This window comes from Streptomyces sp. NPDC093544 (genome assembly GCF_040683495.1).
Lineage (GTDB): Bacteria > Actinomycetota > Actinomycetes > Streptomycetales > Streptomycetaceae > Streptomyces.
Window position 1 is genome coordinate 233,093 of record NZ_JBFBEA010000015.1, and the last position, 23,573, is coordinate 256,665.

Genomic DNA, 23,573 nt, shown 5'->3' on the forward strand with positions numbered 1-23,573 from the left:
CGTGAACGGACCGCGCGGCAGGGCTCAGACCCAGGTACCCCGGTCCTCCAGGACCCTGCGCAGCGTGTCGATGTGATCGGTCATGATGCCATCGACTCCCAGGTCCAGGAGCCGGTGCATCCGATCCGCGTCGTTGACCGTCCACACGTGGACCTGCAGCCCGCGCGCGTGGGCGGCACGCAGGAAGCGCCGGTCGACCACCGGCACGCCCGACTGGGACACCGGCACCTGGGCGGCGATCGCCGAGCTGCGCACCGCGGCCGGTATGCCGTACGAGCGCAGCCGTAGCCCCAGGACGCCCCGGGTGCCGTACGAGGTGGCCAGGCGCGGTCCGGCCAGCCGCTGGGCGCGGAAGACGCGCGCCTCGGAGAACGAGCCGACACAGACGCGGTCCCAGGCGTCGGTGCGGCCGATCAGGTTGAGCAGGGGGTGCAGGGCGGGTTCGGCCTTGAGGTCGACGTTCCAGCGCACCTCGGGGAACGTTTCGAGCAGCTCCTCGAAGAGCGGCACCGGTTCCTTGCCCGCCACGCGCGCGTGGCGCACGTCCTCCCACGGGAGGTCCGCGATCCGGCCCGCCCCGTCCGTCACCCGGTCCAGGGTCGAGTCGTGGAAGGCGACGAGCTTGCCGTCCGCCGTCGCGTGTACGTCCGTCTCGATGTAGCGGTACCCCGCCTCCACCGCGCGCCGGAACTGGGCCAGGGTGTTCTCCAGACCGTCCGCCGCCCCACCGCGGTGTGCGAAGGCGATCGGGCCGGGGTGGTCGAGATACGGGTGGCGTATGCGCGTGCTCACCCGGGAAGTATGGCGCGCCCCGGTTGACCGGTGGCAACCACCGTGCTGCCGTCCGGTGCCGTGGGGACGGCGAACACGCGCAGGAAGAACTGGGCGAGCGGGCCGATCGCGACCGCGTACAGCACGGTGCCGACACCGACCGTCCCGCCGAGGGCGAATCCGGTCGCGACGACCGCCACTTCGATGACCGTGCGCATCAGGCGGATCGAGCGGCCGGTGCGCCGGTGCAGACCCGTCATCAGGCCGTCGCGTGGCCCCGGACCGAAACGCGCGGTGATGTAGAGGCCGGTCGCCGCGCCGTTCAGCACGATGCCCGCCACCAGAAGTGGAATTCGTACGGCCAGGGTGTGCGTGTCGGGCAGGAGGGCGAGTGTGCCGTCCATGGCGATACCGACCACGAAGACGTTGGAGACCGTGCCCAGGCCAGGGCGCTGGCGGAGCGGGATCCACAGGAGCAGTACCGCCGCGCCCACGAAGATCGACACCACGCCGATCGTCAGGCCGGTCAGCTCGGCGAGACCCTGGTGCAGCACGTTCCAGGGCTCCAGGCCGAGGCCGGACTCCACGAGCAGGGCCGAGCTCGCGCCGTACAGCGCCAGGCCGGCGTACAGCTGGACGAGCCGGCGCGGGAGCCGCCCGGTCGTGCGGAGTCCGGGTTCCGAGCGGGTGGAGCGCGTGGACAAGAGAAGCCCCCTGTGGTGGTCGTCGTGGCCTGACACATGACACTCTGTGGCTTGAGAAGTCATCGCATCCATGGCCAATTCAGGGAAGGTGGACTGGGAATCATGACGCAGTGGACTTCGGCGGTGGGTGCCGCTCAGCTCGCCCGGCTGCTCAACTCCCAACAGGAGCGCCCCGCCGGGCCCGGCTCCCGGCGCCCGCCCGCCTATCGCGCACTCGCCGACGGCATCCGGCTGCTCGTACTCGAAGGCCGGGTGCCGGTCGCCGCGCGGCTGCCCGCGGAGCGGGAACTCGCGCTGTCGCTGTCCGTCAGCCGTACGACGGTCGCCGCGGCCTATGAGGCGCTGCGCTCCGAAGGGTTCCTGGAGTCCCGCCGTGGAGCGGGCAGCTGGACCGCCGTGCCCGCGGGCAATCCGCTGCCCGCGCGCGGACTTGAGCCGCTGCCGCCCGAGGCCCTGGGGTCCATGATCGACCTCGGCTGCGCGGCGCTGCCCGCACCCGAGCCATGGCTCACCCGGGCCGTCCAGGGCGCTCTGGAGGAACTGCCGCCGTACGCGCACACGCACGGCGACTATCCCGCCGGACTGCCCGCACTGCGCTCGATGCTCGCCGAGCGTTACACCGCGCGCGGCATTCCGACCATGCCCGAACAGATCATGGTGACCACCGGGGCGATGGGGGCGATCGACGCCATCTGTCATCTCTTCGCCGGGCGCGGCGAACGGATCGCCGTCGAGTCGCCCTCGTACGCCAACATCCTTCAGCTGATGCGCGAGGCCGGGGCCCGGCTGGTGCCCGTCGCCATGGCCGAGGGACTCGCCGGGTGGGACATGGACCGCTGGCGGCAGGTCCTGCGTGACTCGGCCCCCCGGCTCGCCTATGTCGTCGCCGACTTCCACAACCCGACGGGCGCCCTTGCCGACGAGGACCGGCGGCGCGTGCTGGTGGACGCGGCCCGGTCCGCGGGGACCGTGCTCGTCGTGGACGAGACGATGAGCGAACTCCAACTGGACTACGACGGGCCGGCCATGCCCCGTCCCGTGTGCAGCTTCGACCCTGCCGGATCCACGGTCATCACCGTCGGATCCGCCAGCAAGGCCTTCTGGGCCGGGATGCGGATCGGATGGGTGCGGGCCGCTCCCGATGTGATCCGCAGCCTGGTCGCCGCGCGCGCCTACGCCGACCTGGGCACGCCCGTACTGGAGCAGCTGGCCGTGAACTGGCTGCTCAGCACCGGAGGCTGGGAGCAGGCGGTGGAGATCCGGCGGACGCAGGCCCGGGAGAACCGGGACGCGCTCGTCGCCGCCGTACGGCGTGAACTGCCCGAGTGGGAGTTCTCCGTGCCGCGGGGCGGGCTCACGTTGTGGGTGCGGACCGGTGGGCTGTCCGGGTCGCGGATCGCCGAGGTGGGGGAGCGAGTCGGGGTCCGCGTGCCGTCCGGGCCACGGTTCGGGGTGGACGGTGCCTTCGAGGGGTATGTGCGGTTGCCGTTCACCGTCGGGGGCGCGGTGGCGGACGAGGCGGCGGTGCGGCTGGCGGCGGCGGCGCGGCTGGTGGAGACGGGCGGTGGCGGGGGGAACGAAGCGCCTCGGACGTTCGTGGCTTAGGGGAGAGTTTTTTCGCCCCCTCCGCCCCTACTCTGCCCGTTCCTGGGGGCTCCGCCCACAGACCTCCGTTCGCCCGAAGGGCTCGTCCTCAAACGCCGGACGGGCTGATCTCTGCCTCCGCCGGGATTGTCCGCTCCGGGAGCAGGTCCAGGACCGCCCGGCGGTGGGTCTCGCTGGTCGCGTCGTCGTAGGGGTCCGGGGTGGCCGGGACCTGGAGGCGCAGGACGGGGCCCGTGCCGAGGCGGGCGTAGCCGCGGCCGGGGGGTACGTCGCGGGTGGGGGTGGTGTGCGGGGGTGCGCCGAGCACCGCTTGCAGCTGGGCGGGGGACGCGGGACCGAGCACCACGCGCGCGCGGGTGTGCTGGCGGACGGCGTCGCTGAGGGAGTCGAGGCTCTCGAAGTGCTCGGCCATGACGACCGTGACACCGGCCGCGCGGCCATGACGCAGCGGGACTTGGAGGAGCGACTGAGGGTCGTTGCGGCCGTCGACGGCGGCGAAGTGCCCCAGGGCGCTCGGGCGGTCGAGCAGGATCCACAGCGGGTGCTTGGTGTCGTCCGGCGCGGACTGGCCCGCCTGCCGGGCGCGGTTCGCGGCGATGAGGCGCCGCTCCGTCTCGTGGGCGGCCCACTCCAGGCTCGCGAGCGCCCCGGCGAGCCCGCACTCGACGGCCAGGACACCCTGGCGGCCGGTAAGGCACGCGTACTCGCCGGTGCCCGCGCCTTCGACGATCACGACATCGCCGTACTGGAGACACTGCAGGGCGATCGAGCGCAGAAGTGTGGTGGTGCCGCTGCCCGGTTCGCCCGCGACCAGCAGATGCGGCTCCGTGGAGCGGACCCCGGTGCGCCAGACGACCGGGGGAACGTCACGCTGTTCCTCGCCGTGCGTGAGAGGGAGCGTGCGCTGGACGTCGGCGGGGTCGGTGAAGCCGAGGACCGTCTCGCCGGGTGCGGTCACGAACCGCTGGGCGGCGATGTCCGTGGGCAGCGGCGGGAGGACGGTGATCTTCAGCTCGTTGCCTTCTTCGTCCCACTCGAAGTGGTACTCGCGGCCACGGCCGGACTTGGCGTGCAGCAGCTGCTCGATCCGGGCGCGGGACTCCGCCTCTCCGTCGGTGAAGTACGCCGGGTAGCGGAGGTGGAGCTGGGACACACGTCCGTCGTCGTCGAAGTCGTACGACGAGAAGGCCTTCTCCCAGTCGCCGCCGTGGGCATAGAGGGGAGCTGGGTCCTCAGCCGCTGAGAAGTACGGGACCAGGGCCTCGTACAGCGACTGGAGGCGCTGGGTCTGCGACTCGTCGGGGCCCGTCGGCGCCGGCGCGACGCGTTCGCGGCCCGACCAGGCTGCCGCCGCCATCAGCGTGATGACGGCGAGCAGCGGTCCGTACGGCACCAGTGCCACGACCAGGACCACCGAGGCCACCAGGAACAGCAGTGGCCCGCGTCGGTCCTTGGGCGTGTCGGCCCACTTGCGCCGTCCGGCAGCTGCCAGCCGGCGCAGTCCACGAGTGATCGTGATCAGCGGGTGGAGGACGTCAGTGGCACTGTCGGCCGCCGTCCGGGCCAGATCCCGGCTTCGGGCGATCTGTGCGCTGCCGTTGCTCAGAATGCGGGGAAGAGGGCGCCGGGCCACTGCTGTCTCCTGATGGTGCGTACGAGAGGGAGGGACGTCAGAACTTGATCCCGCCGAGGAGGCCCGCAAGGCTCTCCCCGCCGGCCTTGATGCTCGGAGCGATCGCCGTGCTCGCCAGGTAGAACCCGAACAGCGCGGCCACAAAGGCATGCGACCCCTTGAGTCCGTCCTTCTTGAAGAAGAGGAAGACGATGATGCCGAGGAGGACGACGCCTGAGATGGACAGAATCATTTGAGCTCTCCTGGTTGGTGGGGACAGTCACCATGAGTTCTTCCAGGATCACAGCATGTATCCATACGATAAAAGGTGCAACTGAGTGAATTTCGGCAGATTTCATCCGAGTGGCGGAGCCGTTCAGGCCGCCTGAAGAGGTCCGTCGAACCCGGGAAATCCGTTGTGATCTTTGCCGCAGAGGGTGCCGGTCATGTGCCGTCGGAGCCAGTACGCTGACGATTCACCCGAACGGTTGCAGTGAGAGGTGGTCCGGCCGATGAGTGAAGCCCCCGACCCGGATGTCGTGGAGCTGGCGACCAAGATCTTCGATCTGGCGCGCCGTGGCGAGACCGAGGCGCTCGTGGCGTACGTCGACGCGGGCGTTCCGGCCAACCTCACCAACGACCGCGGCGACTCGCTCGTGATGCTCGCCGCCTATCACGGCCACGCCGACGCCGTGAGTGCCCTGTTGAAGCGCGGTGCCGAGGCGGACCGCATCAACGACCGGGGGCAGACGCCGCTCGCGGGGGCCGTCTTCAAGGGCGAGGAGGCGGTCATCCGGGCGCTCCTGGACGCCGGCGCCGATCCGGCCGCGGGCACGCCCTCGGCCGTCGACACGGCGCGCATGTTCGGCAAGACCGAGCTGCTCGAGTTGTTCGGTACACGATGACTTCACCGCCCTGAACAGGCGAAACGAAGAAAATGGGGGAGGCGGAGCGGGGCCGCCGGAAATGCGGTCGCGGCGGGAAGAACCGCTGAGTCATCATGACGTCGTGATTCACGGACGTGATGGCTGGGCAGGTGTTGCCGCACCGCGCGGGCCGTGATGCGGCCCGCATGGGCCACCGACGAGAGGCAGAGGAAGATGGTCTACAGCAAGCAAGAGACGGCGGGCGCTCCGACGTGTTGTCACGTGGCCAGGTAATGCAGGATCCCGGTTGCGTCGACGCTTGATGTGAGGCTGTTTCCCATGTTCGATCCGGTCATAGCGCCCAGCGGTACGCTGCTCGGCCTGCTCCAGAGGGGTCGCGGCGACGGCACGCTGCACGCGCTCACCGCACCGCGCGCCGAGGCGCTCGCGGCGCTGAACCACTGTGTGCTGCGCGACCCCCGCCACGACTGGCAGGTGGAGAACCGCTCCCTTTACTACGCCCGTCTCTATCTCGATGCGAGCGGTGAGCTCGACGAGATCGAGCGGCACCTCTTCGACGCCGAGGACGTTCTCGACGACTGCGAGTCGCGCACCGGGCTCGCGCTGGCGGTCCTCGGGCACCTCGCCTCGTACGGCAGGCGGGACGCGCTCGAACTGCTGCGCAGGTACGCCGCCTCCGGCACCAACTGGGCCTGGGCCCTGGACGAGCTGGCCCTGCGCGACGACGACGCGGGCCTGCGGGCCCTTGCCGCACCCGTGCTCGCCCGGTTCCCGGCCGACGCGGAGGGCGAGGCCGCGCTCGCCACCACCGTGCGCGACGCGTTCGAACCACGGCCCTGGCGGCTGTGGGCCGACGACCCGCGCGAATCCATCGGCACGCGTGTGCGTGCCGCCCAGGAACAGGGCTCCTTCGACCGCTGGCAGCGCCAGATGCGACCGGCCGGGCCCCGCCCCGGGTGGAGCGTGCAGGCCGTCTTCGAGTGGGCCGAGCAGGGCATCGAACGCGGAGCCGCGCTGCATGTCCCGGCCGCCCGCTGCCTCAGCGCCGTCGCAGGGCCCGAGGACCGGCCCGAGATCGTCGAGGCCGCCCGTGGTGGCGGCGACGGAGCCCGCTGCACCGCATTGCGCTATCTCGCCGACAGCAATGACCCGGACGCGCTCGACCTGATCGAGGACGCCGCGGCCACCGGTTCGACGGCAGTGGCCGAGGCCGCCGTCGAGGCCTTCGAACGGATGCGGAGCATCGGCGCCGTCGACCGGGCGCGAAGCTGGGCCCACCGGCCCGACGCCCTGGGGGCCGCCGCGGGCCGGATGCTCGCCTGCCGGGGCGGTACGCAGGACAGCGAACTGGTGCTGGGCGCGCTGCGCGAAGCCGTACGGGGCGAGGGCCCCGACGCCCCGACGCTGTGGACCCTCGTCGACGGGGCCGGGCGGCTCGGCATCATCTGCGCCGCACCCGTTCTGCGGCACGTGTACCGCGAGACCGCCTCGTCCCATCTGCGCGGGCGCGCCGCCCGCGCACTCGCCGCCACCGATCCCTCCTTCCCCGCCGGCTTCGCCGTCGAGTGCCTGTGGGACTGCGAGGAGACCACCCGCGAGGTCGCCGCACGCCATGCCGAGACCGGTGACGCACGTGTGGTGGATCAGTTGCGCAGGCTGGCGGCGGATCCGGCCGAGGAGGCGGAAGTGCAGACGGCGGTACGGAGCAGAATCGGGCCGGACATGCCCGCCGTATGAACGTTCGGTGACTCATGAGTCAGTAAGTCGTGGACACGGACTGACCTGGACGGGCGCGGAGTTCAACGCTCATGGGACGTTCCCCGTACGGAAAGATCCACGTTGACGCGGCCACGTCCAGCGGGGCGACAACACGGGTATGCGTGTCGTCATCGTGACCGAATCCTTTCCCCCCGATGTGAACGGCGTGGCCCACTGCGCGCTTCAGACCGCCCGGCACCTCGTCGATCGCGGTCACGTTCCCCTCGTCGTCGCCCCGGCCACCGCCGCCGGGAGCGGGCCCGACGCCACCGCGCCGTGCCCTGTCGTCCGTATCCCCTCCCTTCCGCTCCCGGGCTACCCCCAGGTCCGCGTCGCTCTCCCCAGCCGACGCGTCGCCGCGGCCATCACCGAACACCGCGCGGACATCGTTCACCTGGCCAGCCCCTTCATCCTCGGCGTCCGCGGCATGGCCGCGGCCGCCCGGCTCGGCATTCCCGCCGTAGCCGTCTACCAGACCGACCTCGCCGGATACGCCCGTACGTATGTGGGCGCCGGCGAAGCCACCGCGTGGCGGCGCATCCGCTCCGTGCACGCCGCCGCCGACCGGACCCTCGCCCCCTCCAGCGTTGCCCTGCACGACCTGGAGACACACGGTGTGCCGCGGGTACGGCTGTGGGCGCGTGGCGTGGACACCGACCGCTTCCGTCCCGACCGCCGGGACGAGGAAATGCGCCGGGAGCTGGCGCCGAACGGTGAGCTGATCGTCGGTTACGTCGGCCGGCTCGCCCCCGAGAAGCAGGTCGAACTGCTCTCCGGGGTATGCGGCCTGGACGGCGTGCGTCTCGTGATCGTGGGCGACGGACCGAGCCAGGCCGGCCTCTCCGAGCAGCTGCCCGGAGCGGTCTTCCTCGGGCGTCGCACGGGTGACGAACTCGCCCGGATCTTCGCCTCGCTGGACATCTTCGCGCACACGGGCCCCTTCGAGACCTTCTGCCAGACCGTGCAGGAGGCCATGGCCAGCGGGGTGCCCGTCGTCGCGCCGGCCGCGGGCGGACCGCTCGACCTGGTGGCCCACGGGCGTACCGGGCTGCTGGTGCCGCCGCGCGACGCGGCCGCCGTACGGGACGCGGTGTGGGCCCTGGCCGCCGATCCGGAGCTGCGGGCCGCCTACGGCGCCGCGGGCCGGGACATGGTCGAGGGCCGTACCTGGGCAGCCGTCGGCGATCAGCTCATCGGGCACTACAACGATGTGCTCTCCGCGCGGATGGTGGTGGCGGCATGAGCCTGCGCATCGTACGGCTCGCCAACTTCGTCGCCCCCGCCTCCGGCGGCCTGCGCACCGCGCTGCGCGAGCTGGGCACCGGTTACCGGGCCGCGGGGCACGAGCCGGTGCTCATCGTCCCCGGTGAGCGCGCCACCGACCGTGAGACCGAGCAGGGGCGCGTCATCACGCTGCCCGGGCCGGTGCTGCCCGGCACCGGCGGCTATCGCGTGCTCATGGACAAGCGCCGGGTCGCCCGGCTCCTGGAGTCGCTCGCACCCGACCGCCTGGAGGTCTCCGACCGGACCACCCTGCGCTGGACCGGCGTCTGGGCGCGGCGGGCCCGGGTGCCCGCCGTGATGGTCTCGCACGAGACCGCCGACGGCGTGCTGCGGACCTGGGGGCTCCCCGAGGGAATGGCCCGGCGCACCGCCGACGCCCTCAACGTGCGTACCGCACACACCTATTCGCGTGTCGTGTGCACCACGGAATTCGCCGAGCGCGAGTTCGTCCGGATCGGCGCCCGCAATGTCGTACGCGCCCCGCTGGGCGTCGATCTGGTGGGCCGGGACCCCTCGCTGCGGGATCCCGTGGTTCGCGCCCGCTACGCGCGCGTCGACCAAGCCCTGCTCGTGATGTGCTCCAGGCTGTCCGTCGAGAAGCGGCCGGGAACGGCGCTGGACGGTCTTGAGGCGCTGCTGCGGCGCGGACAGCGTGCGGTCCTCGTCGTCGCCGGGGACGGACCGCTGCGGGCCCGGCTCGAACAGCGTGCCCGGGAGCGGAGGCTGCCCGTCACCTTCCTCGGACACCTCGCGGACCGCGCCGCGCTCGCCGCGCTCCAGGCCTCCGCCGACGTCTGCCTGGCCCCCGGGCCCGCCGAGACGTTCGGGCTCGCCGCCCTGGAGGCGATGGCCTGCGGTACGCCCGTGGTGGCGAGCTCCTTGTCCGCCCTGCCGGAGGTCATCGGGTCCGCCGGGGCCACCGCCGCGGACAACGGGGACTCCTTCGCGGACGCCGTACGGCTGCTGCTGGAGCGTCCCGAGGCTGAGCGCAGGGAGGCCGCACGCACGCGTGCCGAGTGTTTCGGATGGAGCACCGCCGTCGAGGGCTTCCTCGCCGCGCACGACGCGGTGGTCGAGGTGCGGCCGCGCCTGCAGGAGGGCGTGGGATGAGACCGCTTCGTTTCGTGGCCCTCGGGGACTCGCTGACGGAAGGGGTGGGCGACCCCGTCGGCGAAGCGTGGCGGGGGTGGGCCGCACTGCTCGCGCAGGGGCTCGCCCCGGCGGGCGCACCCGTGGAGTTCGTCAACCTGGCGGTCAGCGGCGCCCAGACGCGGGACGTGCTGGAGCGCCAGACGCCCGAGGCGATGGCCCTCGGAACTGACGTGGTCTCCGTCGTCATAGGCGTCAACGACACCCTGCGGTACACCTTCGACATCCACTCCGTGGCCGCGCGGCTCGACAAGGTGTACGCGGCGTTCCGGGCCCAGGGAGCGGTGGTGATGACGGCCTGTCTCCCGGACCCCGGCTACATGCTCGGGCTGCCGGGTGCCTTGGCCCGGCCGCTGGCCCGGCGGCAGCGGGCTGTCAACGCCGTCGTGCACGCACTGTCCGAGCGGCACGGGGCGCTGCATCTGCACGCAGCCGAGGAGGACTGGCTGAAGGACCGCGCGATGTGGAGCGCGGACAAACTGCACCCGGGAGAGCAGGGGCACCGGGCGCTCGCACTCCGGTTCCACGCGCTTCTCGCGGAGCAGGGCATCGCCACCGGTGTCCAGCCCTCCGCCGAGCCCGAGTTCCCGGCGCCCACCCGGTCGGCGAGCCTCTGGTGGCTGGCCACCGCCGGGACCGGGTGGGTCGCCCGGCGGTGCACGGACCTGCTGCCGCAGCTGCTCACCCTCGCCGCCGCCGAAGTTCGCCACAAGGCGCGCGGTACCAGCGCACGCCTCGATCTGAGCGCCTCGCACGCCGTGGTCGCCGCGCTGGCCGCCCTGACGGTGACCGAACACCAGCCGGACCCGGCGTGACGGTTCGGCTTCGCCTCGGGCCGCTTCATCGCTGTCTTACGGCCACGAAGCGGACCGGCGTGCCGGGGACGGCCTGAGCGGCCGCAGGGAGGCCGTCCGGGCGGACGACAGCGATCACCGGGTACCCGCCGGTGGTCGGGTGGTCGGCCAGGAAGACGACCGGTCTCCCGTCGGGCGGTACCTGTACGGCACCCAGGACCATGCCCTCACTGGGGAGTTCGCCGGAAACGGCCCTCTCCAGTGAGGGCCCTTCCGTACGCAGGCCGATGCGGTTGCTCGCAGAGGACACCTGGTAGACGCGGGTGGTCAGCGTGCGCAGGGCCGCCGCCGTGAACCAGTCCTCGCGCGGGCCCGGCGTCACCCGCAGGACCAGCTCGGACGGCGGCGCGGGGTGCGGGACCACGTCCACGCGCGCGCGTGGGGTGTCGGGGCGGCCCATGGGCAGCACCATGCCGTCCGTGAGGGGTGGGGGGCCCAGGCCCGAGAGAAGGTCGGTGGAGCGGCTGCCGAGGACCGGGTCCACGGCGACCCCACCGGAGACGGCCACATAGCTGCGCACTCCCGCGCGCGCGGGACCGACGTCAAGCAGCGCGCCGGCGGGGACGCGTACGGCCGCTCCCCAGGGCGCTGGACGGCCGTCCACGGTGACCGGGCAGGGCGCGCCGGCCACCGCCACGGTGACCGGCGAACGCGGGCGCAGAGCGCACCCGTTGAGCGTTGTCTCCAGGACGGCTGCTTCGGAGGGATTCCCGACGAGCCGGTTGGCCAGCGCCGCCGCGGGCCCGTCGAGGGCGCCGGAGCGCGGTACGCCGAGGTGGGCGTGGCCGGGGCGGCCCTGATCCTGGACGGTGGTCAGGGCCCCGGCACGTACGACGGAGAGGGCCCGGTCCGTCATGAGCGCCTCGTCGGTACGAAACGGACCCGGGTGCCGGGAGCCAACAGCGCGGCCGGCACGCGCGCGTGGTCCCAGAGCACCGCGTCCGTCGTCCCGATCAGCTGCCAGCCGCCCGGCGAGGAACGCGGGTACACGCCGGTGTACGGGCCCGCGAGCGCCACGGAACCCGCCGGAACCGTCGTACGCGGAGTCGCCCGGCGGGGAACGTCGTACGCGGAGGGCAGCCCCGTGAGGTAGCCGAAGCCGGGCGCGAACCCGCAGAAGGCGACGCGGAACTCGGCCGCCGCGTGGATCTCCGGCACCTCGTGCTCGGGCACCCCCCACAGAGCCGCGACATCCGCCAGGTCGGGGCCGTCGTACCGTACGGGGATCTCGATCGCCTGCTCCGCGCGCGCGGGCAGTGCCGGGATGTCCCAGGAGGCGAGGCGGGCCGCCAGGCGCACGGGGTCGTCCAGGCCGTCCAGGAGGACCGTACGGGCCGCGGGGACGATCTCCGTGACCGACAGGGAGCCGTCCGCGCGGCGGCGCAGCAGTTCGGCGTGCAGGGCCTGTGCCTCGTCGCCCGAGGAGACCTCGACGAGCAGGGCACGGTCACCGACCGGCAGTGCCCTCATGCGAACGCCTCCACGCGGACGCCCGAGGACTCGAGCCCGGCGCGGACCCGGCGGGCCATGTCCACCGCGCCCGGGGTGTCCCCGTGCAGGCACAAGGAGCGGGCGCGGACCGCCACGCGCTCCCCGGAGTGCGAGGTCACGACGCCGAAGCGGGCCAGGCCCAGCGAGCGTTCGAGGACGGTGCCGGGGTCCGTGATCACCGCGCCGTCCTGGCTACGCGGCACCAGGGTTCCTTCCTCGGTGTAGGCGCGGTCCGCGAACGCCTCGGTGACGGTGGGCAGTCCCGCCCGCTCGGCCAGCTTCAGGAAGCGGGAGGACGGGAGACCGAGGACGGGCAGGGAGGCGTCCGCGAGCAGTACGCCGTCGACGACCGCCCCCGCCTGCTCCTCGTCATGCACGACGCGGTTGTAGAGCGCGCCGTGCGGCTTCACGTACGACACGCGTGACCCCGCCGCACGCGCGAAGACCTCCAGGGCGCCGATCTGGTACGCCACTTCGGCCGCCAGCTCGTCGGGCGGCACATCCATCGCGCGCCGCCCGAAACCCGCCAGGTCGCGGTAGGAGACCTGGGCGCCGATCCGTACACCGCGCTCGGCCGCCAGCTCGCACACCCGCCGCATGGTGCTCGCGTCCCCGGCGTGGAAACCGCAGGCCACATTGGCGCTGGTGACGACGGACAGCAGCTGTTCGTCGTCCGTCAGGTGCCAGCGGCCGAAGCCCTCGCCCAGGTCGGCGTTGAGATCGATCGGTGTCATGAGGTGCTGTCTCTCCTCTTCAGGCCACGCGGTACTGCTCATCACGAGTGTCCGTGACGAACATCTGGCCGGGTGCGTGGGTGATGGCGAATGGCGGGCGGGACGCCATCACGGCCGCCTGGGGTGTCACTCCGCAGGCCCAGAACACCGGGATGTCGTCCGGTTCGGCGTCCACCCGGTCGCCGAAGTCGGGGTGCGAGAGATCTCCGATGCCCAGCCCGGACGGTTCACCGCAGTGCACCGGACTGCCGTGCACGGCGGGCAGCAGACTGCTCTCCCGGATCGCCGCGGCCAGGTGCTCGGGCGGGACCGGGCGCATCGACACCACCATCGGGCCGTGCAGCCGCCCCGCCGGACGGCACTGGCGGCCCGTCACGTACATGGCGACGTTGCGGCCCTGTTCGAGGTGGCGCATCGGGACACCCGCCTCGCTCAGCGCCCACTCGAAGGTGAAGCTGCACCCGATGAGGAACGAGACCAGGTCGCCGCGCCAGTGACCGACCACGTCCGTCGGCTCGGCCACCAGCTCGCCGTGTTCCCAGACCCGGTAGCGCGGCAGGTCGGTGCGCAGGTCCGCGCCCTCGGCGAGCGGAGTGGTCCAGGAACCGGCGTCGGTGACGTCGAGGACCGGGCAGGGCTTCGGGTTCCGCTGGCAGAACAGCAGCATGTCGTACGCCCAGTCGGCGGGTACCGAGATCAGGTTCGCCTGGGTGTGGCCCGCGGCGACTCCGGCGGTGGGACCCGACACGCCCGAACGGAACCTGGCGCGCGCCTTCTTGGGGGTCCACGCGTGCGCGTGGCTGTCGAGGAGGCTCAACGGGCGGTCCTGGGGAGTGTGGATCACTGGGATCGACGGGATCACAGAGGTCGTGGCAGTCACTGGAGTTCCTTCCCACGGGTCTCGGGGAGCCCGATCAGCGCCAGGGCCGCGAGGGCGTATCCGATCGCGCCGAAGACCAGCGCCCCGCCCACGCCCCAACTGTCGGCCAGGAAGCCGACCGTGGTGGGGAAGACGGCGCCCACGGCGCGCCCGGTGTTGTACGTGAAGCCCTGGCCCGTGCCGCGCACCGCCGTCGGGTACAGCTCGCTGAGGAAGGAGCCGAAGCCGCTGAAAATGGCCGACATACAGAAGCCGAGCGGGAAACCGAGCACAAGGACCAGGGTGTTGGCGCCGCTCGGGATGTTGGCGTACGCCAGGATGCACACCGCCGAGAGGATCGCGAAGAGCAGGATGTTGCGCTTGCGGCCCAGTTTGTCGGTGAGATAGCCGCCGGTGAGGTAGCCGATGAAGGCCCCGGAGATCAGGAACGTGAGGTAACCGCCGGTGCCGACGACGGACAGTCCGCGCTCCGACTTGAGGTAGGTGGGCACCCAGGTGGCCAGCGTGTAGTAGCCGCCCTGGACACCCGTCGACAGCAGGACCGCGAAGAACGTGATGCGCAGAAGGCCGGGACCGTCGGCCGTGGCGGGCTTGAAGATCGCAGTGAACGAGCCCTTCCGGGCGCTCTTCTTGCGCTCGGCGGCCGCCTCCGGAGCGTCCTGCACCCGGCGCCGCACCCAGACGACGAGCAGCGCGGGCAGCGCGCCGGTCCAGAACATCACGCGCCAGGCGAGGTCGTCGCCGAGGAACTGGAAGACCACCGTGTAGACGATCACGGCCAGTCCCCAGCCGACGGCCCAGGAACTCTGGACCGCGCCGAGGGTGCGACCGCGGTGCTTGGGGCTCGCGTACTCGGCGACCAGGATCGCGCCGACCGCCCACTCGCCGCCGAAACCGAGCCCCTGAAGGGCGCGGAAAACCAGCAGAGTCTCGTAGTTGGGCGCGAATCCGCAGGCCACGGTGAACACCGCGTACGTGATCACGGTGATCATCAGGGCCTTGACGCGCCCGATGCGGTCCGCGACCACACCCGCGATGGCGCCGCCGACCGCCGAGACGACCAGCGTGACGGTGGTGAACAGGCCGGTCTGGCCGCTGTCCAGGCCGAAGTACGCCGCCAGCGCGACCATGCTCAGCGGCAGTGTGAAGTAGTCGTACGAGTCGAGGCCGTAGCCGCCGAACGCGCCGGCGAAAGCGCGGCGGCCACGCGGACCGAGAGCGTGCAGCCAGGCGAACGGGCCTTCCTGGGTGGTGAGTTCAGCCGCCTCTGGGCGGTCTTCGGCGGTCAGGGCCTGGGGTGGAGGGGTCGTGCTCATGGGCACCTCGCAATGAGGGACGGAGGGTGCTTGGACTGAGCCGTGCCGTGCGGGAAGCGCGTGGCGCCGTGTTTTCGCGGCCATGCGACTGGCGCCTGACCGACAAGGTAGAGGATCGTTGAACGATCCCTCAATACCCATGTTGTTTCGTTCTTGTATCTGCGATTGAATTCCGGACATGGCAGAGCTGACCGGACTGGCCGACGATCGCGCCCTGCTGGGGCGCACCAGCACCGCGGAGCGGGTCGCGGACATCCTCAGGAGTCGCATCGCCGAGGGGTACTTCCCGCCCGGCACCCGGCTGTCCGAGGACAGCATCGGCGGAGCGCTCGGCGTTTCACGCAACACACTGCGCGAGGCGTTCCGGCTGCTCACGCACGAGCGGCTGCTCATCCACGAGCTCAACCGCGGGGTGTTCGTGCGGGTCCTGACCGTCGAGGACGTCGAGGACATCTACCGCACCCGCACGCTCGTCGAGTGCGCCGTGGTCCGGGGACTCGGTGAGCCGCCGTACGCCGTGGACGGCCTCGCGACAGCCGTGGCGAACGGGCAGCGGGCGGCGCGCGAAGGCGAGTGGACGGGTGTCTCGACGGCCAACATCCACTTCCACCGGGAGCTCGTCGCGCTCGCCGGGAGTGCCCGCACCGACGAGGTGATGCGCAGTGTCTTCGCCGAACTGCGCCTCGCGTTCCACGTGGTGGACGACCCACGGCGGCTGCACGAGCCGTATCTCGCGCGTAACCGCGAGATCCTCCAGACCCTCCAGAAGGGCGACCGGGACGCGGCCGAGCGGCTGCTCGCGGTCTACCTCGACGACTCGCGCAAGGGACTCGTGGCGGTGTACGGGCGGCGGGTTGGCGACGGGGCGCAGGGGGTCGACTGAGCGGCGGAGGCGGGCGGCACGGCGGTTGCTCTGCGTGGTTGTGGCTGTTGTCACGGCGGTTGCTTCAGCGTGGTGGTGGCTGATGTGGCGGCGGTCGCTTCTGCGTCGTTTCGACCGTTGTCAGACCGAGGACCTAGTCTGTGCACCGTGACTTCGCCTGCATCGACGGACAGCGTTCCGCCCCAGCTCAGCGCGGGGCCGCGCCCGGCTCCGGGCCCGGCCGCCGACGAGGGTCTGGCGCGGCGGCTGCGCGCGCTCGCGTGCACCGCGCCGCTGCACGACCTCGACGTACGCAAGGCGAATCTCGCCGGCGAGTACTCGGTCTACGGGATGGCGGAGGTGGCCCTCGCCGCCATCGACCTCGTCACACTGAACATGGACTTCGACACGGGCGCCGACCACGACCAGATAGTGGCCAGGCTCATCCCGCGCATCGCCGCCCAGGCCCCGCAGCGCCCTGTGGCCGAGCACGAGCGCGTCGCCCGCTGGGTCCTGGAGAACCTGATCAACGTCGGCAGCGTCGACCGCGGCTTCCGGGCCGTATACGGCACGTTCGCGCCCGACGGCTCCTATGTACGCCGTGACTACGACTTCAAGCTGATCGAGGAAGTACCCGGTTACGGCGGAAGCGTGTATCTCCGTACGACGGATGAAGCGGTCAACGTGCTCGTCGGCGCCCTCGACACCGACGTCACGAGTGCGCAGATCGCCGCCGAGGTCAAGCTGGAGGTGCTGATCAGCCGCGGCCGGCTCGCCGACGCGCAACTCGCCGCCGAGCAGGCCAGATACCGGACCGTGCAGTTCTCCGAGACGCTCCGCAGGGCGCTCGACGCGACCCGGCGCAATGTGCGAGCCGTGGACTGGCTGCAGACCGTTCCCGACATGATCGCGGAGGCCCTCGACCACGTCGCCGACCGGTATCGCCACGAGAACGCGATCCTCACCAACATCCGCAAGGCCCGTGACGAGTCCGAGGACCCCGAACAGAAGCGGCGTGCCGCCGAGCTGGTCGACATCGTCAAGGACTGCATCCGCAGGCATACGCAATTGCAGTCCCGGCTTCTGGAGGCCGGGCCGCTGTTCCGCGCCGAGCAGGACCGGCAGGCCTTCGCCACGCCCATGACGACCTCGGGGATAGATCTCTACGGGCATCTCGTCGCGCCCCTGCTGCCGCTGCCTGTCGAGCAGGCGCTGCACGTGACGGACGCGTTCTTCGCCCGCGGGACGGGGCTGCGTACGCCGGTGTCGGTGCGGGTCGGGGACCTTGTCGACATCCTGCTGACGCCGCCGATGGAGCGGGAGCATCTGGGGGCGGAGATGCCCGAGCCGGATCTGATCGCCACGCCCGACGACAGTCGGTTCAGCGAGGAGCAGCTCACCAGTGCCATGGAGCTGCTCGACCTTCCCGCCGACGCGCCGCGGCGGTTGTCCGGGCTGCTCGCGGATGCCCGCCGACGGGACCCTGAACTCCCTTACCTGGTCGCTCTGTTGGCCGTGCACGCGGCCAGCCCGCCGGTCGGGACCGCCTATCGGCAGGGTGAGCCCAAGTTGTTGTTCGCGGTGGACGACGGGGTCGAGCTGGATGATCCGGAGTTCGGCGGGGCCGACCTCATTGTGGGGATGGCTCTGCTGGATGCGGCGGGGATGGCAGCCGGCAGGTCGGAGGCGGCGTGAACGGTGGGTCGTCCTTTTGCTGCGGGCCGGCTGTGGCTGGTCGCGCCCACGCGGCGGAGCCGCATGATGTCACGCCCCGCGCCCCTGAAGGGGCGGCTGTCCGCACCCTCGTCTGTCAGATCAAGGAGTCTCAACCGTGACCGAGCCCGTCGAGTGGAGTGAGCCGGAGGCCGTTGCCGTACCGGCGAACGCGCCCGTCACGCCCGCCGACGCCGCCGATGCCGCGCGGCTCGTCGCCTTTGGGCTGCAGCCGAAGTTGCAGCCCGCGCGCGACCAGGAGTACGCGGAGTTGCTACGGCGGTACCGCGAGGATCCGCCGTTCGCGCGGCTCGCGGACGCCGTGGCCGCCGGGCTGGGGCTGGTCGTCCTGGAGGTGTCCGCGCGCGCGGGGATGGCCGTGACCGCCGCTGAGGACTCCGTGTTCGCCGTACGCATGGGCGACTACGCGCGTCGGGCGTCGGCCGACTCGGGAGACCGGTTCCTGCACGGGCTCGCTCATCTCGCCGTCGCCGCCATGTCGTTTCCCCGTCCCGAGGACCTCGCGGACGACGGATACATCGGCCGGGTCTCGGTCAACGGAGTCGACGCGTTCGTACGGCAGGCCTGCCGCCGGCTGGAGGAGCGGGCCGATGAGCAGGGGCAGAACACCGATCCTGCGACGGACACGCCGGGACTGGAGTCGGCCTGGCGGATCTGGGCGCGGCGCAGCTCCACCGGGGCCACCAAGGACGCGCGAAGACTGGCCGGTTCCACCACCGGAATCATCGGCAAGGCCGTCGCGTTCCTCACCGACTCCGGGTTTCTGCAGCGCACCGGGGACGACTCCGGAGGGACCTACCGGACGACGGCCCGCTATCAGCTCCAGGTCCGTGACATGGCCGGAAGTGCCGCCATGGCCGAGCTCCTTGAGCTGGGCATCGTTCCGGTGACCGACGGCACCGCGAGCCTGTTGCCCGCCGAGGACACCGACGACGTGGAGCTGGCGGTCGGCGCCGGACTGCCCTTCCATTCCTGACCGAGCCGCTCGACAACCGAACAAGCCAGTACCGCCCGACCGCCACACCTCCCTTTACGACTACGAGGGTTCGCCGCCATGTACGAGCTGTCCCGAGTCCGCCTCTACTCCATCGGGCCTGCCGGTGCGCGCTATGCCGACACCGTGCTTGACCTGCGAGGAGTGGGTCAGCCGGTGCCCGACCCCGCGCCCACCCAGGCGGAGTTCTTCGAGGAGGAGCCCGTCGGGCCGCCGCGTCGCCCGGCGCCCGCGGGCGTGCTCTTCCTGGAGAACGGCGGCGGGAAGTCGGTGCTGCTCAAGCTGATCTTCTCGGTGATGCTGCCGGGCCACCGGAACACGCTGGGCGGCGCCAGTTCCGGTGTGCTGCGCAAGTTCCTGCTCGCCGACGACTGCGGGCATGTGGCGCTGGAGTGGCAGCACACGCTGACCGGTGAGTGTGTGGTGGTCGGCAAGGTGAGCGAGTGGCGGGGGCGGCAGGTCTCCAACGACCCGCGGAAGTTCGCCGAGGCCTGGTACTCGTTCCGGCCCGGTCCTGGGCTGAGCCTGGACAATCTGCCGGTCGCCGAGGCCACCGCCGTACGGCCGCCCGTGGAGGGCGCGTCCGGGGCACAGGGGCGACGGCGCACCATGAAGGGCTTCCGGGACGCGATCACCGAGGCGGGCAAGGCGTATCCGCACCTCGAAGTGCACTGGGAGGAGATCCACGACCGCTGGATCGAACACCTCGGAGACCTGGGCCTGGACCCCGAACTCTTCCGCTACCAGCGGGAGATGAACGCCGACGAGGGTGAGGCCGCCGGTCTCTTCGCGGTCAAGAAGGACTCCGATTTCACGGACCTGCTGCTGCGTGCGGTCACCGACACCCGGGACACGGACGGACTCGCCGACCTGGTCGGCGGTTTCGGCAACAAGCTGGGGCGGCGCGCCGAACTCATCGCCGAGCGGGAGTTCACCGCCGGGTCCGTGGACCTGCTCGGGCGGATCGTCGAAGCCGCCGAGGCACGGGCACGCGCCCGCGACATCCACGCGGGAGCCGAGCGGCGGACGCGGACACTGGCCAGGCGCCTTTCCGCGCGTGCCGTGCGCGAGCGGGGGCGGGCAGGCGAGCTGGCGCAACGGGTCACCGGCGCCGCACACACCGTCACCGAGGCCGAGAGCGCCCGCTCGGCGAGCGCGCTGATCTCGGCGGAACTGGCTTACCGGCACGCCTCGTTGGCGCTTGCCGGGGCCGAGAAGGCCGCGGCCGCGCAGAAGCGTGAGCTGGCCGACGCACGCACGCTGCACTCCGCCTGGCAGGCCGCCGAGGCCGTGCTGCGCCATCGCTCGGCCGCCGACCGCTCCGCGCGCGTGGCCGCCGCGATCCGCGAGGCCGAGCGGGACGCCGCGCCGGCGCTCGCCGCGCGGGCCAAGGCCGCCGTCGACCTCGTACGGGCCCTGCACCGCGCCGCCGACGGCGCGGATGCGCTCGCCAACGAGGAAGAGGAGCGGTCCGCCGGGCTCCAGGAGGTCGGCGAGAGGGCCCACGCGGACGCGACCGCCGCCGCCACCGGCGCCCAGCGCGCCCGCAGCGAGGTCGGGCACCTGCGTCAGCGCCTGAGCGAGGTCGAGCAGGAGACAGCCGAGGCGGTGCGCGCCGGGTGGCTCGACGACAGCGCCCCCGACGCCGACCCGGCGCGGGCCGCGCTTGCCGCCAGCGACGCCGAGAAGACGGCCGTCGCGGGCTGGGACACCGCCCGGGAGGCCTCGCGGCGCGCCTCGGAGCATGCCCGCGAGGCAGCTTCCGAGGCGTCCCGCGCGGAGCTGGCGGCGGCCCGCGCGGCGGACGCGGCGACGGCGGCGGAGCGGTCGTACGAGGCCGAGCGGGCGACCGCGGAGGGGCTGGCGGGGGAGGAGCGGCTGGCGGAGTTGTTGAGTCTGCCGGGTGCCTTGGGTGGGGTGCGCGGTGGAGTGCCGGTCCCCAGGGCGGGGGCGGAGGGTTCCTCAGGACGCGGGGCGGCGGGCAGCGTTGCCGACAGTGCCGGCGACGACTCTCAGCGAGGTGCCCGCACGACGCGTACCCGCCCGGGCGCTGACGAGGGCGAAGCCCAGCCTCAAGGACAGGGCGCCTCTGACGGGCGGGGTAGGGACGGTCGCACCGCGGCGGGCCGCGGAACCGCTGGAGCGGACGGGGCCGGTGGGGCGGGCAAGGCCGGCAGGACTCAGCACGAGACCTGGCCGGCGGCCGAAGGGCCCCTCACCCCCGAGCAGTTGGACCACTACGCCGACGAACTGCGTGAGCTGCTCGACGACGGTGTCGCCTCTGCCGAGCGTCAGCTGTTCGACCTGCGGACCGCCGCGGCCGACGACGCGCGGATCCTCGGGGCGCTCGGCGACGGGGGCCTCCTGCCGCCCGGCCCGGACGTGCTCGCCACCGTCGAGTTCCTCGGGGAGCACGGGATCCCGGCGCTGCCGGGCTGGCGCTACCTCGCGCAGGCCGTCGACCCCGTCGACCACGCGCGCGTGCTGGCCGCCCGGCCCGAGCTGGTCGACGGCGTGATCATCACTGACCCGGCCACCCACGCCCGGGCCCGCGAGGCGCTCACGGACGCCGCCCTGCTGCCGAGGTCCGCCGTCGCCGTGGGTACCGCCGCCGCACTGCTCGCCCCGACTCCGGCGCCCGACGCGGGAGACGGCGACGTCTTCCTCGTACCGCCGAACCCGGCCATGCACGACGAGCACGCCGCCGACGAGGAGCGCCAGGCGCTGCGCACCCGCGCGACGCGGCGGGACGAGGACATCCGCGAGCTGGCAGGACGGCTGGCCAAGGACCGTGAGCTGGCGGCGCGGCTCGCGTCCTGGCGTACCGGGTGCCCGGCGGGGCGGCTCGGGGAGCTCGCCGCGACCGCCCGGGACGCGCGCGCCTTCGCCGAGGAGGCCGAGGCCGAGCTTGCCGAGGCACGCACCGTGCGGGCCGAAGCCGACGAGGCGGCGGCCGAGGCCGCCCTGGTACGGGACGAGCGGCAGGAGGGCGCCCAGCGTGCCCGGCGCGCAGCCGACGCGCTCGCGGGGCTCGCGTTCCGGCTGCGCGAGCGGGCCGGCTGGCAGGTCAAGCTGCGCGAACTCGCCGACGAGGCAACGGAGTCGGAGGCCCGCGCCCAGGTCTGCCTGGAGCGCGCCCGCGCCGCCGACGAGGACCGCCGCGCCACCCAGCGCGCCGCCGACGACGCGCGCCGCACGGCCCGCGCGCTGCGCGCCGAGCGCGCGGAGATCGCGGGCGCCCCCGACGACGTACCGGAAGACGAGTCAACGGCCGCGAAGCCGTCCCTGCCTGCCCTTCGCGAGGCATACCGGGCCGCATCGCAGCTGTACGAGAAGGTCGGCGTCGGCGCCGATCTGCGGGCCGAGCAGGCGCGGGCCGAGACCGAGGAAAGCGCGGCGCTGGCCGAGTGGGACCGGCTCAGCAACAAGGTGCGTACACGCGCGGGACAGCTCCTGGAGTCGACGGACGGCTCCGACGGGCCGTCCCGGCAGTCCGCGGTCGCCCGCGCCGAGGAGCTCGTGCAGCTCCTGGAGACCCGGATGTCGACCGCGAGCGAGCAGCTCGGGCGGCTGCGCGGCGAGGCCGAGCGGCACGCGCCCGAGGACGGCGGGGCCCACACCGAGCTGTCGGAGGAACTGGTCCCGCGTGACGCCGAGCACGCACAGCTGTTGCTGCGCACGGCCACCGGCGAACTCGCCTCCCGTACCGACGCGTTGGGCCGGGCGCGGGAAGCCCATGCCGAACTGCTCGACGCGCACCGGGCCGCCGAGGACGCGGGCGGGGGCTTCGACGAGACCGTCGCCCTGCTCAGGGACCTGCTGCGTGAACACTCCGACGAGGAGCAGGAGGAGACCGAGCCCTACCCCGGCAGCCTCGAAGAGGCGCGGCACTCCGCCGCCGAGGCCCGCCGCTCGCTGCGCGGCTGCGCCGGCGACCTCTCCGCCGCCGAGGCCGCCGTGCGCGAGGCCGGCGACATCCTCGTACGGCATGCCAACTCCACGCGCTACGAGCAGGTGCGCACCCCCGCGCGGCAGCAGATCCGTGAACTGCCCGCGTCCGCGCTGCCGGAGCACGCCCAGAAGTGGGCGGACGCCTTCGCTCCCCGACTGCGCGTGCTGACGGACGAGTTGGAGCAGCTGGAGCGCAACCGGGACTCGATCGTGGACCGGCTCCGGGGGCTCGTCGAGTCGGCGCTCGCCACCCTGCGGTCCGCGCAGCGGCTGTCACGGCTTCCGGAGGGGCTCGGCGAGTGGTCCGGGCAGGAGTTCCTGCGTATCCGGTTCGAGGAGCCCGACCAGGCCACGCTCGCCGAACGGCTCGGCGAGGTCGTCGACGAGGCCACCCGCGCGGCGGTCAAGAAGAACTCGGACATGCGCCGCGACGGCATGTCGCTGTTGCTGCGCGGGGTCGGCGCCGCGCTCCAGCCGAAGGGCGTCGCCGTCGAGATCCTCAAGCCGGACGCCGTACTGCGTGCCGAGCGTGTCCCCGTCGGACAGATGGGCGACGTGTTCTCCGGCGGCCAGCTGCTCACCGCCGCCATCGCGCTGTACTGCACGATGGCGGCGCTGCGCAGCAACGACCGGGGTCGCGACAAACACCGGCACGCCGGCACGCTGTTCCTGGACAACCCCATCGGGCGCGCCAACGCGACGTACCTGCTGGAGCTCCAGCGCGCTGTGTCGGACGCGCTCGGTGTCCAACTCCTCTACACCACCGGCCTGTTCGACACGACCGCGCTCGCCGAGTTCCCCCTCGTCATCCGGCTCCGCAACGACGCCGACCTGCGCGCCGGGCTGAAGTACATCAGCGTGGAGGAACACCTCCGGCCGGGTCTGCCTCAGCAGACTCCGGCCGGTGAGGGGGAGGCGGTGCACAGCGAGATCACGGCGACGCGGATGTTCAAGCGCCCGGCGCCGAGTGCCTCGTAGACGAAGGGC

The 23,573-nt window shown here is 72.4% G+C and carries 19 protein-coding genes; 10 read left to right on the plus strand and 9 right to left on the minus strand.

The features are described 5' to 3' along the window. Positions 1 to 24: 24 nt before the first annotated feature. Complete coding sequence (locus tag AB0N66_RS24040) at positions 25 to 792, minus strand: glycerophosphodiester phosphodiesterase (RefSeq protein WP_365438581.1); 768 nt, start codon at positions 790 to 792, stop codon at positions 25 to 27. Beyond that, the gene (locus AB0N66_RS24045) at positions 789 to 1,547 is read right to left on the minus strand and encodes a hypothetical protein (RefSeq protein ID WP_365438583.1); all 759 of its coding nucleotides are present in this window, start codon (positions 1,545 to 1,547) and stop codon (positions 789 to 791) included. The genes AB0N66_RS24040 and AB0N66_RS24045 overlap by 4 nt, the downstream gene beginning before the upstream one ends. Before the next feature lie 30 nt (positions 1,548 to 1,577). Between AB0N66_RS24045 and AB0N66_RS24050 the strand changes: the two genes are divergently transcribed. Next, a complete protein-coding gene (locus AB0N66_RS24050; RefSeq protein WP_365438585.1) occupies positions 1,578 to 3,080 on the plus strand; it encodes a PLP-dependent aminotransferase family protein in 1,503 nt (500 codons plus the stop codon). Between the two features lie 88 nt (positions 3,081 to 3,168). Here the strand turns inward: AB0N66_RS24050 and AB0N66_RS24055 are convergent, their stop codons facing one another. Further along, a complete protein-coding gene (locus AB0N66_RS24055; protein ID WP_365438587.1) occupies positions 3,169 to 4,713 on the minus strand; it encodes an ATP-binding protein in 1,545 nt (514 codons plus the stop codon). A gap of 37 nt (positions 4,714 to 4,750) precedes the next feature. After that, a complete protein-coding gene (locus AB0N66_RS24060) occupies positions 4,751 to 4,945 on the minus strand; it encodes a hypothetical protein (RefSeq protein ID WP_266824614.1) in 195 nt (64 codons plus the stop codon). 259 nt (positions 4,946 to 5,204) lie between these two features. Here AB0N66_RS24060 and AB0N66_RS24065 point away from each other — a divergent pair, with 259 nt between their 5' ends. The 5 genes from AB0N66_RS24065 to AB0N66_RS24085 all read left to right on the plus strand — a co-directional run bounded on the left by AB0N66_RS24065 (position 5,205) and on the right by AB0N66_RS24085 (position 10,585). Continuing rightward, positions 5,205 to 5,597, plus strand: coding sequence for an ankyrin repeat domain-containing protein (locus AB0N66_RS24065; protein ID WP_365438589.1), 393 nt, complete (start codon positions 5,205 to 5,207; stop codon positions 5,595 to 5,597). Between the two features lie 300 nt (positions 5,598 to 5,897). Next, positions 5,898 to 7,316, plus strand: coding sequence for a HEAT repeat domain-containing protein (locus tag AB0N66_RS24070; RefSeq protein WP_365438591.1), 1,419 nt, complete (start codon positions 5,898 to 5,900; stop codon positions 7,314 to 7,316). Between the two features lie 139 nt (positions 7,317 to 7,455). Further along, positions 7,456 to 8,580, plus strand: a complete 1,125-nt coding sequence (locus AB0N66_RS24075; RefSeq protein WP_365438593.1) for a glycosyltransferase family 1 protein — start codon at positions 7,456 to 7,458, stop codon at positions 8,578 to 8,580. Then, on the plus strand, positions 8,577 to 9,731 hold the full coding sequence (locus tag AB0N66_RS24080; RefSeq protein WP_365438595.1) for a glycosyltransferase: 1,155 nt from the start codon (positions 8,577 to 8,579) through the stop codon (positions 9,729 to 9,731). Before AB0N66_RS24075 ends, AB0N66_RS24080 begins: the two co-directional genes overlap by 4 nt. Beyond that, positions 9,728 to 10,585 (plus strand): SGNH/GDSL hydrolase family protein, encoded by an 858-nt coding sequence (locus AB0N66_RS24085; protein ID WP_365438597.1) that lies wholly within the window; start codon positions 9,728 to 9,730, stop codon positions 10,583 to 10,585. The genes AB0N66_RS24080 and AB0N66_RS24085 overlap by 4 nt, the downstream gene beginning before the upstream one ends. A gap of 25 nt (positions 10,586 to 10,610) precedes the next feature. Here the strand turns inward: AB0N66_RS24085 and AB0N66_RS24090 are convergent, their stop codons facing one another. Genes AB0N66_RS24090 through AB0N66_RS24110 form a run of 5 tightly spaced genes read right to left on the minus strand, consistent with a single transcriptional unit; the run spans position 10,611 to position 15,045 of the window. Then, positions 10,611 to 11,480 carry a biotin-dependent carboxyltransferase family protein gene (locus AB0N66_RS24090; protein WP_365438599.1) on the minus strand — a complete coding sequence of 290 codons (870 nt, stop codon included), beginning with the start codon at positions 11,478 to 11,480 and terminating at the stop codon, positions 10,611 to 10,613. Next, a complete protein-coding gene (gene pxpB / locus AB0N66_RS24095; protein WP_365438601.1) occupies positions 11,477 to 12,094 on the minus strand; it encodes a 5-oxoprolinase subunit PxpB in 618 nt (205 codons plus the stop codon). The genes AB0N66_RS24090 and pxpB overlap by 4 nt, the downstream gene beginning before the upstream one ends. Further along, positions 12,091 to 12,849, minus strand: a complete 759-nt coding sequence (locus tag AB0N66_RS24100; RefSeq protein ID WP_365438603.1) for a 5-oxoprolinase subunit PxpA — start codon at positions 12,847 to 12,849, stop codon at positions 12,091 to 12,093. Before AB0N66_RS24100 ends, pxpB begins: the two co-directional genes overlap by 4 nt. A 19-nt stretch (positions 12,850 to 12,868) precedes the next feature. Next, positions 12,869 to 13,690, minus strand: coding sequence for a putative hydro-lyase (locus AB0N66_RS24105; protein WP_365438653.1), 822 nt, complete (start codon positions 13,688 to 13,690; stop codon positions 12,869 to 12,871). Between the two features lie 35 nt (positions 13,691 to 13,725). Beyond that, entirely contained in the window at positions 13,726 to 15,045 is a 1,320-nt protein-coding gene (locus tag AB0N66_RS24110) for an MFS transporter (RefSeq protein ID WP_365438605.1), read from the minus strand. Positions 15,046 to 15,223: 178 nt separating this feature from the next. Between AB0N66_RS24110 and AB0N66_RS24115 the strand changes: the two genes are divergently transcribed. The 4 genes from AB0N66_RS24115 to AB0N66_RS24130 all read left to right on the plus strand — a co-directional run bounded on the left by AB0N66_RS24115 (position 15,224) and on the right by AB0N66_RS24130 (position 23,564). Then, positions 15,224 to 15,928, plus strand: coding sequence for a GntR family transcriptional regulator (locus AB0N66_RS24115; protein ID WP_365438607.1), 705 nt, complete (start codon positions 15,224 to 15,226; stop codon positions 15,926 to 15,928). A 147-nt stretch (positions 15,929 to 16,075) separates the two neighbouring features. Beyond that, the gene (locus tag AB0N66_RS24120) at positions 16,076 to 17,602 is read left to right on the plus strand and encodes a hypothetical protein (protein ID WP_365438609.1); all 1,527 of its coding nucleotides are present in this window, start codon (positions 16,076 to 16,078) and stop codon (positions 17,600 to 17,602) included. A 136-nt stretch (positions 17,603 to 17,738) separates the two neighbouring features. Continuing rightward, complete coding sequence (locus AB0N66_RS24125) at positions 17,739 to 18,617, plus strand: hypothetical protein (protein ID WP_365438611.1); 879 nt, start codon at positions 17,739 to 17,741, stop codon at positions 18,615 to 18,617. A 78-nt stretch (positions 18,618 to 18,695) separates the two neighbouring features. Continuing rightward, complete coding sequence (locus AB0N66_RS24130) at positions 18,696 to 23,564, plus strand: hypothetical protein (RefSeq protein ID WP_365438613.1); 4,869 nt, start codon at positions 18,696 to 18,698, stop codon at positions 23,562 to 23,564. The last annotated feature ends 9 nt before the right edge of the window (positions 23,565 to 23,573 follow it).

What these genes read in the sequence shown, in the direction of transcription:
- AB0N66_RS24045 (WP_365438583.1), bottom strand. Translation starts at nt 1,547, where the DNA reads ATGGATGCGATGACTTCTCAAGCCACAGAGTGTCATGTGTCAGGCCAC.
- AB0N66_RS24050 (WP_365438585.1), top strand. Translation starts at nt 1,578, where the DNA reads ATGACGCAGTGGACTTCGGCGGTGGGTGCCGCTCAGCTCGCCCGGCTG.
- AB0N66_RS24060 (WP_266824614.1), bottom strand. Translation starts at nt 4,945, where the DNA reads ATGATTCTGTCCATCTCAGGCGTCGTCCTCCTCGGCATCATCGTCTTC.
- AB0N66_RS24065 (WP_365438589.1), top strand. Translation starts at nt 5,205, where the DNA reads ATGAGTGAAGCCCCCGACCCGGATGTCGTGGAGCTGGCGACCAAGATC.
- AB0N66_RS24070 (WP_365438591.1), top strand. Translation starts at nt 5,898, where the DNA reads ATGTTCGATCCGGTCATAGCGCCCAGCGGTACGCTGCTCGGCCTGCTC.
- AB0N66_RS24075 (WP_365438593.1), top strand. Translation starts at nt 7,456, where the DNA reads ATGCGTGTCGTCATCGTGACCGAATCCTTTCCCCCCGATGTGAACGGC.
- AB0N66_RS24080 (WP_365438595.1), top strand. Translation starts at nt 8,577, where the DNA reads ATGAGCCTGCGCATCGTACGGCTCGCCAACTTCGTCGCCCCCGCCTCC.
- AB0N66_RS24085 (WP_365438597.1), top strand. Translation starts at nt 9,728, where the DNA reads ATGAGACCGCTTCGTTTCGTGGCCCTCGGGGACTCGCTGACGGAAGGG.
- AB0N66_RS24090 (WP_365438599.1), bottom strand. Translation starts at nt 11,480, where the DNA reads ATGACGGACCGGGCCCTCTCCGTCGTACGTGCCGGGGCCCTGACCACC.
- pxpB (WP_365438601.1), bottom strand. Translation starts at nt 12,094, where the DNA reads ATGAGGGCACTGCCGGTCGGTGACCGTGCCCTGCTCGTCGAGGTCTCC.
- AB0N66_RS24100 (WP_365438603.1), bottom strand. Translation starts at nt 12,849, where the DNA reads ATGACACCGATCGATCTCAACGCCGACCTGGGCGAGGGCTTCGGCCGC.
- AB0N66_RS24110 (WP_365438605.1), bottom strand. Translation starts at nt 15,045, where the DNA reads ATGAGCACGACCCCTCCACCCCAGGCCCTGACCGCCGAAGACCGCCCA.
- AB0N66_RS24115 (WP_365438607.1), top strand. Translation starts at nt 15,224, where the DNA reads ATGGCAGAGCTGACCGGACTGGCCGACGATCGCGCCCTGCTGGGGCGC.
- AB0N66_RS24130 (WP_365438613.1), top strand. Translation starts at nt 18,696, where the DNA reads ATGTACGAGCTGTCCCGAGTCCGCCTCTACTCCATCGGGCCTGCCGGT.